General features: G+C 68.0%; 9 protein-coding genes and 1 pseudogene. 2 read left to right on the forward strand and 8 right to left on the reverse strand.

The features are described 5' to 3' along the window. Positions 1 to 25: 25 nt before the first annotated feature. Entirely contained in the window at positions 26 to 2,464 is a 2,439-nt protein-coding gene (locus tag ACFY9I_RS06130) for an FAD-dependent oxidoreductase (RefSeq protein ID WP_390997300.1), read from the reverse strand. A 171-nt stretch (positions 2,465 to 2,635) separates the two neighbouring features. After that, a pseudogene (locus tag ACFY9I_RS06135) lies at positions 2,636 to 2,911 on the reverse strand (ABC transporter permease subunit); the annotation flags it as partial. Between the two features lie 295 nt (positions 2,912 to 3,206). Here ACFY9I_RS06135 and ACFY9I_RS06140 point away from each other — a divergent pair. After that, on the forward strand, positions 3,207 to 3,689 hold the full coding sequence (locus ACFY9I_RS06140; RefSeq protein ID WP_390997302.1) for a hypothetical protein: 483 nt from the start codon (positions 3,207 to 3,209) through the stop codon (positions 3,687 to 3,689). 351 nt (positions 3,690 to 4,040) lie between these two features. Here ACFY9I_RS06140 and ACFY9I_RS06145 read toward each other — a convergent pair whose 3' ends face one another. The 4 genes from ACFY9I_RS06145 to ACFY9I_RS06160 are packed head-to-tail and all read right to left on the reverse strand — an operon-like array spanning position 4,041 to position 9,628. After that, entirely contained in the window at positions 4,041 to 5,018 is a 978-nt protein-coding gene (locus ACFY9I_RS06145; protein WP_390997304.1) for a glycine betaine ABC transporter substrate-binding protein, read from the reverse strand. A gap of 13 nt (positions 5,019 to 5,031) precedes the next feature. Continuing rightward, entirely contained in the window at positions 5,032 to 7,050 is a 2,019-nt protein-coding gene (locus tag ACFY9I_RS06150; RefSeq protein WP_390997305.1) for an ABC transporter permease subunit, read from the reverse strand. After that, positions 7,050 to 8,138 carry a betaine/proline/choline family ABC transporter ATP-binding protein gene (locus tag ACFY9I_RS06155; RefSeq protein WP_390997308.1) on the reverse strand — a complete coding sequence of 363 codons (1,089 nt, stop codon included), beginning with the start codon at positions 8,136 to 8,138 and terminating at the stop codon, positions 7,050 to 7,052. Before ACFY9I_RS06155 ends, ACFY9I_RS06150 begins: the two co-directional genes overlap by 1 nt. Positions 8,139 to 8,158: 20 nt before the next feature. Continuing rightward, the gene (locus ACFY9I_RS06160; RefSeq protein ID WP_390997311.1) at positions 8,159 to 9,628 is read right to left on the reverse strand and encodes an aldehyde dehydrogenase family protein; all 1,470 of its coding nucleotides are present in this window, start codon (positions 9,626 to 9,628) and stop codon (positions 8,159 to 8,161) included. A 218-nt stretch (positions 9,629 to 9,846) separates the two neighbouring features. On the opposite strand from ACFY9I_RS06160, the gene purU reads away from it, so the two are divergent. Continuing rightward, entirely contained in the window at positions 9,847 to 10,719 is an 873-nt protein-coding gene (gene purU / locus ACFY9I_RS06165) for a formyltetrahydrofolate deformylase (RefSeq protein WP_390997314.1), read from the forward strand. Between the two features lie 74 nt (positions 10,720 to 10,793). Here the strand turns inward: purU and ACFY9I_RS06170 are convergent, their stop codons facing one another. Together ACFY9I_RS06170 and betA are read right to left on the reverse strand one after the other, a co-directional pair. Next, positions 10,794 to 11,630 (reverse strand): 5,10-methylenetetrahydrofolate reductase, encoded by an 837-nt coding sequence (locus ACFY9I_RS06170; protein WP_390997316.1) that lies wholly within the window; start codon positions 11,628 to 11,630, stop codon positions 10,794 to 10,796. A 3-nt stretch (positions 11,631 to 11,633) separates the two neighbouring features. Continuing rightward, positions 11,634 to 13,304 carry a choline dehydrogenase gene (gene betA, locus ACFY9I_RS06175; RefSeq protein ID WP_390997319.1) on the reverse strand — a complete coding sequence of 557 codons (1,671 nt, stop codon included), beginning with the start codon at positions 13,302 to 13,304 and terminating at the stop codon, positions 11,634 to 11,636. Positions 13,305 to 13,368 lie beyond the last annotated feature (64 nt).

A 13,368-nucleotide genomic window follows, 5' to 3' on the forward strand; every position in this document is an offset into this window, starting at 1 on the left:
TTCTCTCGGAGTCGACGCGGGGGTGTCAGCCACGGAGGCGGGACATGGTGGGGTCGAACAGGGGCTCCTCGGCGACGACGGCTTCGACGCGCTGGTCGAAGTAGCCGATCGTCAACGGGGTGCCGGGGGTGGCCAGTTCGGCCGGGAGCCAGGCGTAGGCGATGCCCTTGCCGATCGTGTAGCCGTAGGCGGCGCTGGTGACGTAGCCGACCGCGCTGTCTCCGTCGTACACGGGCTCCTTGCCCAGGACGACCGACCGCGGGTCGTCGATCGTGAGGCAGGTCAGCTTGCGCCGTACGTTCTCCCTGCGGCGCTCCAGGGCGGCCTTGCCGATGAAGTCGCCCTTGTCGAGTTTGACGGCGAAGCCGACACCGGCCTCGTAGGGGTCGTGCTCGTAGGTCATGTCGGTGCCGAAGGAGCGGTACCCCTTCTCGAGGCGGAGGCTGTTGAAGGCGCCGCGGCCGGCGATGACGCCGCCGAGCGGCTCGGCCGCCCGCCACAGGGTGTCCCACAGCTTCAGGCCCTGGTCGGCGGTGGTGTACAGCTCCCAGCCGAGTTCACCGACGTAGGACAGCCGCCACGCGGTGACCGGCACCGAGCCGATGTAGGCCTGCTTGGCGCGGAAGTACTTCAGGCCGTCGTTGGAGAAGTCCTCGTCCGTCAGGGGCTGGAGGACCTTGCGGGCCAGCGGTCCCCACAGGCCGATGCAGCAGGTGCCGGGGGTGATGTCCCGGACCTGGACGGTGCCGTCGGCGGGGAGGTGGCGGGTGAACCAGTCGAGGTCCACGTTGCCGTTGGCGCCGATCTGGAAGCGGTCGCGGGCGAGGCGGGCGACGGTGATGTCACTGCGGATGCCGCCGTCGTGGTTCAGGAGCAGGGTGTACGTCACCGCGCCGACCGACTTGGCCACCTTGCTGGTGGTCAGGCTCTCCAGGAAGTCGGCCGCACCCTGGCCGGTCACCTCCAGGCGCTTGAGCGCCGTCATGTCGTACATCGCGACGGTCTCACGGGTGGCCTGCGCCTCGGCGCCGACGACCGGCGACCAGAACCGGGCCGCCCAGTCGTTGGGGGTCGGGATGGAGCGGCCCTCGACGAGGCCCGCGTTGGCCTCGTACCAGTGCGGGCGCTCCCAGCCGTTCGCCTCCAGGAAGAAGGCGCCGTGCTCCTCCTGGCGGGTGTGGAAGGGGCTCTTGCGGATCGGGCGCGGGTCACCCGTCGGCTGGAGGGGGTGGAGGATGTCGTAGACCTCGACGAAGTTCTGGCAGTCGCGGGCGAGGACGTACTCCGGGGACAGCTGGTGCGGTTCGAAGCGGTTGACGTCGCACTCGTGCAGGTCGAAGGAGCTGCAGTAGCCGTCGACCAGCCATTCGGCCATCGCGCGGCCCACGCCCGCGGAGTGGGTGACCCACACGGCCTCGGCGACCCAGAAGCCCTTGACGTCCTGGGACTCGCCGAGGAGCGGGAAGTTGTCGGTGGTGAAGGAGAACAGGCCGTTGATGCCCTCCTCGACCTTCGCCTCCCGGGTGGAGGGAAGCAGAGCCTGCGTCTCGGTCCAGGCGTCCTCGAAGTCCTCCTCGGTGAACTTCAGGACCGACGGCATATCGTCGGCCTCGTCCACGGAGAGGATGTCGTCGGCGGAGATCGGCATCGGGCGGTGGCCGTAGTAGCCGATGCCCAGGCCGTCGAAGCGGTCGCGGTAGTAGAGGTCCGCGTCCTGGTGGCGCAGGATCGGGCGGACCGCCTCCTCCGTCTGGCCTGCGAGCGCCGGGACGGGGCCGGTCCAGGCCAGCTGGTGGGCCAGCGGGGTGAGCGGCAGGTTCATGCCGACCATGCGGGCGATCTTCGGGCCCCAGATGCCGGCGCAGCACACCACGATGTCGGCGGGGATCTCACCCTGGTCGGTGAGGACACCGGTGACGCGGCCCTCGTCGTGCTGTACGTCGAGGACCTCGTGGCGGGCGAGGAAGCGCACGCCGCGCTCGGTTGCCCGGCGGATCTGGGCCTCGACGGCGAGGACGGCCTTGGCGAGCCCGTCCGTCGGGACCAGGAGGCCACCGAGGACCTTGTCGGGGTTCACCAGGGGGTGCTGCTCGACGCACTCCTCGGCGGTCAGCAGCCGGGACTCGATGCCCCAGGCCGTGATCCAGCCGTGGCGGCGGCGCAGTTCCGTGAGCCGCTCGGGGGTGGTCGCCACCTCCAGCCCGCCGACCTGGAGGAAGCAGGGCTTGCCGTCGACGTCGAGGGAGCAGAACTTCTCGACGGTGTAGCGCGCCATTTCGGTCATGGTCTTCGAGGAGTTGGTCTGGAAGACCAGTCCCGGCGCGTGCGAGGTCGAGCCCCCGGTGGCCGGGAGCGGGCCCTGGTCGACCACGGTCACTTCGGTCCAGCCGCGCGCGGAGATCTCGTCCGCGAGTGCCGCGCCCACGACGCCCGCTCCGATGATGACCACTCGGGGTCCCGCCATCGCCGCACCTCCGGTTTGTAAACCAGTCGAGCCGATCACGTTGCTGTCCACGCAACATGATTCAGGTTGCGCAACACAATGTGCCTTCCGTGCAGGTGGGTGTCAAGGGGGTCCATGACGTCGGGGAACGGCCGGGAGAACGAGCCTCCGAGCGGCCCGGGAAACGGTCCGCGACGCCATGGCGAGGGCAGCCATGATCGACTGGTTGACGCGCATGACCATGGCCCGCTTGGACATCGACAGCAGGACCTTCAGCAGGGACTGCCGCCGGGTCGCGCCGAGCGAGTCGGCCGCCTCGACCGTGGCCTCGGGCACGGACCGGATGGCGTGCGCGGTGATCCGGATCGCCGGCGGGGCCGCGTAGATCACCAGGGCGAACGCGGCGGAGGCGCCGCCGATGAGGAAGAACAGGATAAGCGGGGCCAGACAGACGAAGGTCGGCATGGCTGAAGAAGGAGAAAAAGAGCGGGTGGGAGTTGTGGTTCGCGCCGATATGGAACCCGGTACCCAACCGACGTGACAGCCGGACCGCCGGGATGCCCACCCTCAGCCCGGACAGCCAAAGCGGCCCATCAGAGAGATGGGCGAACCCTCACGAAAAGTCTTGACAAGTGAATTGTGAAGATACTGCAAAAAGATCTCGGGGGCATCCAGCGAATGCACCCTTGGGATAAGATCCTGCCCGGAATGGGAACACGGTAAAATTGACTGAGTTCCATTCGTCAACGGGGAGGAATGCGCCATGGCGCGTAATTTCAGAATCAGCTACCGGCCCGTGCGTCACGCGGCCGTCTTCGCAGTCGCGGTTGCGGTCGCCCTGGGCGCGGCCAGCCCTGCAAGCGCGGCGCCGAAAAATCGCCTGGCCAATGGCAAAAAGCTCAAGGCGGGGAAGTGCATCACCGATGGTCCCGCGTCGCGGAAGGCCAGGTTCTGTGTCGGGAAGAACTACAACATCTACATGACCTACAAGGCCTTGACCTGCACGATATACAAGGCCAAGGGGCACCTCAGCGGCCCGTCCGCGTACGTACAGGTCGCCAAGAACGGCGATGTGCGATTCTACCAGTATTCCGGTGGCCGGGTCCTGTGGCACTCCAAAACCAAGTACTTCAAGGGCGCGGACCTCGTCGTCGGCAGCTCAAGGCCCGGCAACCAGGGAGTTCTTGGTGTGGACCAGCCCGGAAAAGCATTCTTCATCATCAAGAAGTGCCCCTTCAATGGCTGATGTGGATTGTCGCGCACTGACTCATTCGGTCTGACCGACGCACAATGCCCCATGGGGGGCCGACAGCTCGCTGTCGGCCCCCCATCAGTGTCTCGTGACCCGGTTCGCGTTACTTCGAGTTATTACTGACGAGTTTCTTCACCCAGGTCTCGATGAGTCGGACCTTCGCGAGTATTTCGTTGGCGGTCGCGATCCAGGTGACAGCTGTGCGTTCGCGTTCAGTAGTCCGACCACGTCCGGGAAAGGGACCGGAAAGAGGGCCTGAACACAGCGATGCCCGGTGGGCGGTGCGCACGGGATGCGCACCGCACCGGGCGCGGTCGACCGGTTCTTGGCGTCCGGCCTCCGCTGCTACTTGATCCAGGCCTTCACCTTGTCCCGGTTCGCCTCGACCCACTTCTCGGCCGCCGCCTCGGGCGTCATCTTGTCCACCGCGATGTACTTCGCCACGACGTTCTGGTCGTCGTTGGTCCAGGTGAAGTTCTTGACCAGGTCATAGGCCGGGCTGCCCGACTTGGCGAACTTCGCGCTGACGATCTTGTCCAGCTTGTACACAGGGTAGTCGCAGGCGACCTTCTCCGCGTCGGCGTCGCAGCCCGCCTTGTAGTCGGGCAGCTTGACCTTGACGAGCGGCACCTCGGCCAGGAACCACTGCGGCTCGTAGAAGTAGCCGATCAGCCACTTCTTGTTCTTCTCCGCGTCGCGGAAGGCCTGGATGAGCGCGGTCTCGCTGCCCCCGTACACCACCTTGTAGTCCAGCTTCAGGTTCTTCACCAGGGCCTCGTCGTTGGTTTCGAACGACGGGTCGCCGTCGAGCAGCTGCCCCTTGCCGCCCGACTCGGAGGTCTTGAACTTGTCCGCGTACTTGTTCAGGTTGTTCCAGTCGGTGATGTCCGGGTGCTCCTTGGCCAGCCACGGCGGCACGTACCAGCCGATGAGACCTTCGTTGCCGGTGGAGCCGGCCTCGACGGCGGTCTTCTGGTCGGTGATGTACTTCTTCTTCAGGTCGTTGTGGCCCCAGTTCTCGACGACGGCGTCGACCTCGCCCGTCCCGAAGCCCTGCCAGGCGATCTCCTCCTTGAGGTCCTTCTTGACGACCTTGCAGCCGAGGTCCTTCTCCGCGACGTACGTGATGACCGCCGCGTTGGCCTCGTAGCCCACCCACGGGTTGACCGCGAGGTTGAAGGTGCCGCACTCGGCGGAGCCTCCCGAGCTGTCGGACACCGAGGAGTCGTCACCGACCTTGGCCCCTCCGCAGGCCGTGAGGGCGAGTGCGAGGACGGCTATGCCGGCCGCGCCGACTCTCCAGTGTTTTACGTGTCCTGCCATGGTCCGTAGCTCCTTATGCGCCGGCACGCCGCGCCGCTGCCTGAGTGATCCTGTCGAACATGACTCCGAGAAGGACGATGGCCAGCCCTGCGGCCAGCCCCTTCCCGTACAGCTGCCCCTGCGAGAAGCCGGCGACGACGTCGTAGCCGAGGGCCCCGGCGCCCACAAGACCGCCCACGACGACCATCGACAGCACGTAGATGAGACCCTGGTTCGTGGCGAGAGTCAGGGCACCGCGTGCCATCGGCAGCTGGACCTTGGTGATGATCTGCCAGGTGTTGCACCCGGCGGAGGTGGCCGCTTCCACGGTGGTCGCGGGGACGTTCCGTATCCCGTCCGCGATGATCTTCACGGCGACGGGGGCCGCGTAGACGACGGCGGCGACGATCGCGGTGAAGCGGGTCGGGCCGAACAGCGCGAGAAACGGGACGAGATAGACGAACGGCGGCATGACCTGGGCCGCGTCCAGAGTGGGGCGCAGCAGCCGGTCGACCAGCGCGCTGCGTGCCATCCACACGCCGAAGAAGACGCCGATCAGCATCACCAGCACCGTGGCGACGAGGCTCAACGCCATCGTCGTCATGCCGTCCGACCACACACCGGTGCCGACCAGCAGGCCCACGCACACGGCCGTGGTGAGCCCGGCACGCCAGCCGCCGAACACGACGCCCAGAGCGATCAGCACCGCGCCGACGAGCCACCACGGGGAGTCGGTGAGCAGCGACTGGAAGGGGTTCAGGAGGCCGTTGGTGAGGGTGTCACGGACGGCGTTGGTGAAGCCCGAGAGCTCGTCCTGCACCCAGGTCGTCGTGGTGTCGGCCGCGCTCGCGATGGAGCTGCCCGCGCCGCCCTCGCCGGGGAACTCGGCCGCCCAGACGTAGGTGTGCGACAAGTAGACGAGGACCGCCGTGACCACCGCGCCGGCGCCCAGGAGGCGCCGCCGCCAGGCGAGGAAGCGATTCTTCGAACTTCTGCCCGCCTTCGCGCGGGTGCTGGCGGCGGTCGTGACCCGGTCCAGGACGACCGCCATCACGACGATGGAGAGGCCCGCGTTGAAGGCCGTACCGACGTCGAGGGACTGCAGGGCCTGGACGACGGTCCTGCCGAGGCCGGGCGCACCGATCAGGGCGGCGATGGTGACCATGGCGAGGGCGGCCATGATGGACTGGTTGACGCCCATCACCACGGTCCGCTTGGACATCGGCAGCAGGACCTTCAGCAGTGCCTGCCGCCGCGTCGCACCCAGCGAGTCGGCAGCCTCGACGGTGGTCGCGGGCACGGAGCGGATGGCGTGCGCGGTGATGCGGATCGCCGGTGGAGCCGCGTAGATCACGGTGGCGATCGTGGCGGAGGCGCCGCCGATGAGGAAGAACAGGGTCAGCGGGGCCAGGTAGACGAAGGTCGGCATCGTCTGCATGAAGTCCAGGAAGGGCGTCACGATCCGGTTGAACCGGTCGGACAGCCCCGCCCACACGCCCAGCGGGATCGCGAACAGCAGCGCCACGAAGACCGCGGAGAGGGTGAGCGCCAGGGTGTCCATGCTCTCCTGCCACAGGCCCTGCACCCCGAGGAAGGTGAAGCCGGCCACCGCCAGCAGCGCGACCCTCCAGTTGCCCACGGCCCAGGAGACATAGCCGGCGATGCCGACGACACCGAGCCAGCCGATCTGCGGGACGGGGCGGTCCCCGGACGGCTGCGAGATCAGCTCCTGGACGAAGGTCACCAGGGTGTCGATGACCAGGCGGATCTCGTTGAAGAAGTAGAGGAAGAGCGGGTTGGAGTTGCGGTTCGCGCCGATCGAGTCATTGACGTCGTTGAACCACCGGTGCAGGTCGGTCAGGTCCGCCGCCGCCAGGGTCAGGGTGTGTTTCCCGCGCAGCACGGCGAACAACACCAGCCAGACGAGAAGGATCGCGCCCACGACCATGCCACGGCTGACCTTGCGTACCCCGGCGACGGGCGCGGGTTCCGGCACCTTCGCCAACTCGACCGCTTTATCCGGCTTATCCGTTTTCTCTACGACGGCGGCCATCACACGTCGCCTTCCTGCCCGGCGACCACCGCGAGGATCTCCTCGTCGCCGACGATGCCGAGCAGCTTGCCGTTCTCTACGACCTTCACCGGCTTCTCGGCCGCGAGCACCGCCCGGGTGGCCTCCCGCACCACGACGTCCGGGCCCAGCTCGGGGCCGTCCAAAGCGTCGTCGGGCGCGGCCGGGCGCATGATCCACCGCAGGGTCAGCACCTCACCGCGCGGTACGTCCTTGACGAACTCGCGCACGTAGTCGTCGGCCGGGGCGCCCACCAACTCGTCGCCGGTGCCGCACTGGACCATCTTGCCGTCGCGCATGATCAGGATGCGGTCGCCCAGTTTGAGGGCCTCGGAGAGGTCGTGGGTGATGAACACCATGGTCTTGCCGACCTCGTGGTGGAGGCGGATGACCTCGTTCTGCATGTCCCGGCGGATCAGCGGGTCGAGCGCGGAGAACGGCTCGTCGAAGAAGAGGACGTCGGGGTCGCCGGCCAGCGCCCGGGCGAGGCCGACACGCTGCTGCATACCGCCGGACAGCTGGTCGGGGTAGGAGTTCTCGTAGCCGGCGAGGCCGACCAACTCCACTACCTCCTGGGCCTGTTGGACGCGTTGTGCCTTGCTCATGCCGCGGATCTCCAGGCCGAAGGCCACGTTGTCGATGACCCGGCGGTGGGGCAGCAGCCCGAAGTGCTGGAAGACCATGGAGAACTTGCGGCGGCGCAGTTCGCGCAGGCGTCCCGCGTCCGCGTCGCGGATGTTCTCGCCCTCGAAGACGATCTCACCGGCGGTGGGTTCGATCAGCCGGGTCAGACATCGCACGAGCGTGGACTTGCCGGAGCCGGACAGGCCCATGACGACGAAGACCTCGCCGGGCGCGACCTCGAAGTTCACGTCGCGTACGGCGGCGGTGCAGCCGGTGCGGTCCATGAGCTCACGACGGGTGAGCCCGCACAACTCCTCGGATTCCGGGACCTGCTCGGCCTTCGGCCCGAACACCTTCCACAGCCCGCGCACGGATATGACCGGCGTGCCGTCCGAGTCCTGGGGTGTGCCGCGCCGCTGCGGCACCTCGATCTTTACTGGGGTCACGATCGACCTCTTTTCGGCGTTCAGCCGCTGAACCAGCGCTGCGGCCGGGGTTGGATGTTCTGCCAGATGTGCTTGGGCTCTCGGTACTCGTCGAGGCCGGTCGGTCCCAGCTCGCGGCCCACGCCCGAATGCCCGAAGCCACCCCATTCCGCTTGCGGCACATAGGGGTGGTAGTCGTTGATCCACACCGTGCCGTGGCGCAGCCTCCGGGCCATCCGCTGGGCCTTGCCCGCGTCCTGCGTCCAGACGGCTCCGGCGAGTCCGTACTCGGTGTCGTTGGCGATGCGTACGGCGTCGTCCTCGTCGGTGAAGCGCTCCACGGTCAGCACGGGCCCGAAGGACTCCTCGTGCACCACGCGCATGTCCTGCCGGCACTCGTCGAGAACGGTCGGCGGGTAGTAGTGGCCGCATCCGAGCGCCGGGTCGTCGGGCCGTGCGCCGCCACAGCGCAGTACGGCTCCCTCGGCGAGGCCCGCGGCGACATATGCCTCGACCTTGTCCAGGTGCTGTGCGGAAATCAGCGCCCCGGTCTCGGCCTCGGGGTCGAAGGGGCCACCGAGCCGGATCCGCCGGGCCCGTCGGACGACCTCGTCGACGAAGGCGTCGTGCAGGGAGTCCTCGACGATCAGCCGGGCACCGGCCGAGCAGACCTGTCCCGAGTGCAGGAACACGGCCGTGAGCGCGAAGTCCACGGCCGTCTCGAAGTCGGCGTCGGCGAAGACGACATTGGGGTTCTTGCCGCCGAGTTCCAGCGCCACCTTCTTCACGGTCGCGGCGGCGGTGGCCATGATCCGTTTGCCGGTCTGGAGGCCTCCGGTGAAGGAGACCATGTCCACGGCCGGGTCCTCGGACAGCGGTGCGCCCACCTCGACGCCGGTGCCCAGGACGAGGTTCGCGGCGCCGGCCGGGAGTCCGGCCTCCTCCAGCGCCCTCATCAGCAGGATGGAGGTGGAGGGGGTGAGCTCGCTGGGCTTGAGGATGATCGTGTTGCCGGCGAGCAGCGCCGGGGCGACCTTCCAACTGGCTTGCAGAAGCGGATAGTTCCAGGGCGTGATCAGTGCGCACACACCGATCGGCTCGTACACGACGCGGCTGACGGCGTCGTCGCGTCCGGTGTCGATCACCCGGCCGGCGTCGGTGCCGCCGAGTCCGCCGTAGTAGCGGAAGCAGGAGACGACATCGGCGATGTCGTACGCGCTCTCCACCAGTCGTTTCCCGGTGTCCAGCGACTCGGCGCGGGCGAAGTCCTCGGCGTCGCGCTCGATGATGTCGGCGGTGCGCAGCAGCAGCGCGCCGCGCTCACGCTCGGGGGTCTTCGGCCATGGCCCCGCGTCGAAGGCCCGGCGGGCCGCGGAGATCGCGGCCTCGGTGTCGGGGCGTGTCCCCTCCGAGACGGTCGCCGCGAGCGAGCCGTCGGCGGGACAGCGGATCTCCCGGCGCCCTCCGGCGACCGGATCCCGCCATTCACCATCCATGTACAGGTCTGCCACGCGACGAGCCCTTTCATGGAAATTCGTTGCGCATCGTGCACCCGATTGCTTGTGGTGGAACACAGTGTCGAATGGACCGACCTGCGTCAAGAGGCTGGCTGATGACGATTTCGCCATGCGCCCCATTACCCTCCCGCCCTTGACCACGAGCGACACCGAGCCGACCATGTTGCGTATCGCTCACCATGTTGTGCAATACGCACCATCGGAGGCCGCCCATGTCCCCTCGCCCGCAACCTGGCCGCGAGTACGTCCTCACTCTCTCCTGTCCGGACAGCGCCGGGCTGGTTCACGCCGTGAGCGGCTATCTCGTCAGGAACTCCGGAAACATCCTGGAGAGCCAGCAGTTCGACGACCGACTTCAGGGTCGTTTCTTCATGAGGGTCCACTTCGACGTCTCCGATCCGGACGCCGACATGGCGCATCTGCGTGACCGGTTCGGTCCCGTGGCCCAGGCCTACGGCATCTCCTGGAACCTGAGCGAGGCGGCCACGCCGACCCGGACCCTGATCATGGTGTCGAAGTTCGGCCACTGCCTGAACGACCTGCTCTTCCGCCGGCGCACCGGCGCCCTCAACATCGAGATTCCCGCGATCGTCTCCAACCACCGTGACTTCGAGGGCCTCGCCAAGACCTACGGCGTCCCCTTCCACCACATCCCGGTGACCAGGGACACCAAGGCCGAGGCCGAGGCACGCCTGCTGGAGCTCGTCCGCGAACTGGACATCGACCTGGTGGTGCTGGCCCGCTACATGCAGATCCTCTCCGACGACCTGTGCAAGCAGTTGGAGGGCCGCGCCATCAACATCCACCACTCCTTCCTCCCCAGCTTCAAGGGCGCCCGCCCCTACGACCAGGCCTACCGGCGCGGAGTGAAACTCGTCGGCGCGACGGCGCACTATGTGACCTCGGACCTGGACGAGGGACAGATCATCGAGCAGGACGTGGTCCGGGTGAACCACTCGCTCGACCCGGGCGAGCTGGTCACCGTCGGGCGGGACGTGGAGGCGCAGGTGCTCGCACACGCGGTGAAGTGGCACAGCGAGAGCCGCGTGATGGTGGACGGCAACCGCACGGTGGTCTTTCGCTGAGCGACACGCGATCACGGGGCGGGGCCGGATTCGGCCCCGCCCCTGTCGTGGTGGTCTGCCATCCTTCTCCCGGTTCAGCCGCCCAGCCGGTCCAGCAGCGCGCGGCGCCACCGCTCCGTCTCGGCGATCTGGTTGAACGTGAACAGGTGCAGACCGGCCACCCCGGCCGAGGGCGCGGTGAGGGCCTCCTGGGTGCGGGCCAGCAGCCGTTCGGGTGCGTACCCGCCCGGGGCAGCGAACCGCAGGAACCACGAGGCGTGTTTCGCCAGGAAGCGCGTCGACTCCCCCACCCCGATCTTCGTCGCCATGGTCAGCAGCTTCGCCCGCTGCACGGGCCCGGCCACACCCACGTAGACGGGCAGGCCGACACCCCGGTTCCGGACCCTGCCGATCCATTCCCCGAGGACACGTGGATCGAAGCACAGGTTGCTCACGACGTAGGTGGCGAGTTCCCGCTTGTCCCACATCGCCTGGATGGTGACGTCGTCATGGATGAGCGGATGACTCTCGGGGTAGCCGGTGACGCCGACGCCGGCGAAGGGGCTGCCCAGCTCGCTCAGCCCGCGCAGCACCGGCAGCGCACCGTCGTAGATCCCGGCCGGAGGGTCGGCGTCGCCGGCCGGGACGAAGACGTCGTCCACACCCGCCTCGCGCAGCCGGTCGACGACCTCCTTGAGGTGGGCGTCGTCCCGCAGCAGTCGCGCGGGCACGTGCGGGACGACGTGGTAGCCGTGCGCCGCCAGTCGGGTGGTGAGGTCGAGGGTGGGCTTGAGGCCCTTGACCGGCGACGCCGTCACGGTGACGACGACGTCGCGCGGAACATGGGCGAGGACCTTGTCCTCGGTCGCCTTCGCGGGGAGCACCTCGTAACGGACGCCGCGCAGCAGCTCGCGCAGCCCTGTGGCAGCCAACGTCTACCCGGCCTGCTGCTCGGCGTCACGGTGGCGGTGGTACGCGGCCCTCGACGGTGCGAGCGGCTCTTTGCCGAGGATCAGGTCGGCGGCCTTCTCGGCGATCATCATCACCGGGGCGTAGATGTTGCCGTTGGTGACGTACGGCATCACCGACGCGTCCACCACGCGCAGTCCGTCGAGGCCGTGCACCCGCATGTCGGCGGGGTCGACGACGGACATCTCGTCGGTGCCCATCTTGCAGGTGCAGGACGGGTGCAGGGCGGTCTCGCCGTCCTTGGCGACCCACGCCAGGATCTCCTCGTCCGTCTCGACGGACGGTCCGGGTGAGATCTCCCCGCCGTTGTAGGGGGCGAGTGAGGGCTGGTTGAGGAGCTTGCGGGCCACCCGGATCGCCTCGACCCATTCGCGGCGGTCCTGCTCGGTGGAGAGGTAGTTGAAGCGCAGGACGGGGTGTTCGCGCGGGTCCCTGCTCCTGATCTTCACCGAGCCGACGGCGTCGGAGTACATGGGCCCGACGTGGACCTGGTAGCCGTGGCCGCCGGCGGGCACCGAGCCGTCGTAGCGGACCGCGATCGGCAGGAAGTGGAACATGAGGTTGGGATAGTCCACGTCCTCGTTGCTGCGGGCGAAGCCGCCGGCCTCGAAGTGGTTGGTGGCGGCGGGCCCCTTGCGGAAGAGCCACTGCAGGCCGATGAACGGGGCGCGCCACTTGGCCAGGTAGGGCTGCATGGAGACGGGTTGTCTGCAGGCGTACTGGATGTAGACCTCCAGGTGGTCCTGCATGTTCTCACCGACGCCCGGGAGGTCGTGGACGACGTCGATGCCGAGGGCGGCCAATTCGGTGGCGTTGCCGACACCGGAGAGCTGGAGCAACTGCGGGGAGTTGATCGCACCGCCGCACAGGATGACTTCCCCGGCGCGGACCTGCTGGAGGGCGCCCTTGCCGCGTTGGTACTCGACGCCGACGGCGCGCTTGCCCTCGAACAGCACACGGGTGACGAGGGCGCGGGTGGTGACCGTGAGGTTGGGGCGCTTCATGGCGGGCTTGAGATAGGCCTTGGAGGCCGAGAGGCGGCGTCCGCGGTGGACGTTCCGGTCGAACTTGGCGAAGCCTTCCTGCCGGTAGCCGTTGACGTCGTCGGTCGGAGCGTAGCCCGCCTCCTGGGTGGCCTTGAGGAAGGCGCTGAACAGGGGGTTGGTCGCGGGACCGCGTTCGAGGACGAGAGGGCCGTCGTGGCCGCGGAACTCGTCGTCCGGGTCGGCCGCGAGACAGTTCTCCATCCGCCGGAAGTACGGCAGGCAGTGCGCGTAGTCCCAGCTCTCCATACCGGCGTCGGCCGCCCAACGCTCGTAGTCCATGGGGTTGCCGCGCTGGAAGATCATGCCGTTGATGCTGCTGGAGCCGCCCAGCACCTTGCCGCGCGCGTGGTAAATGCGTCGGCCGCCCATGTGGGGCTCGGGCTCGGACTCGTACTTCCAGTCGTAGAACCGGCTGCCGATCGGATAGGTCAGCGCCGCGGGCATGTGGATGAAGACGTCCCACGGGTAGTCGGACCGGCCGGCCTCCAGGACCAGCACCCGGTTCGCCGGGTCCGCGGAGAGCCTGTTCGCCAGTGCGCTGCCGGCCGATCCGCCGCCGACGATGACGAAGTCGTAGTGCAGGGGAGCCATGGTGCCTCGTCTCGCTCGCGCCTCAGATACGCGAGGCATGCTAGACCCGGTAGCGCCATGCGCA

The organism is Streptomyces sp. NPDC012510 (assembly GCF_042955065.1).
Classification (GTDB): Bacteria; Actinomycetota; Actinomycetes; order Streptomycetales; family Streptomycetaceae; genus Streptomyces.

Excerpts from the sequence above, each read along its gene's own strand:
- ACFY9I_RS06130 (WP_390997300.1), bottom strand. The coding sequence starts at position 2,464 with ATGGCGGGACCCCGAGTGGTCATCATCGGAGCGGGCGTCGTGGGCGCG.
- ACFY9I_RS06140 (WP_390997302.1), top strand. The coding sequence starts at position 3,207 with ATGGCGCGTAATTTCAGAATCAGCTACCGGCCCGTGCGTCACGCGGCC.
- ACFY9I_RS06145 (WP_390997304.1), bottom strand. The coding sequence starts at position 5,018 with ATGGCAGGACACGTAAAACACTGGAGAGTCGGCGCGGCCGGCATAGCC.
- ACFY9I_RS06150 (WP_390997305.1), bottom strand. The coding sequence starts at position 7,050 with ATGGCCGCCGTCGTAGAGAAAACGGATAAGCCGGATAAAGCGGTCGAG.
- purU (WP_390997314.1), top strand. The coding sequence starts at position 9,847 with ATGTCCCCTCGCCCGCAACCTGGCCGCGAGTACGTCCTCACTCTCTCC.
- betA (WP_390997319.1), bottom strand. The coding sequence starts at position 13,304 with ATGGCTCCCCTGCACTACGACTTCGTCATCGTCGGCGGCGGATCGGCC.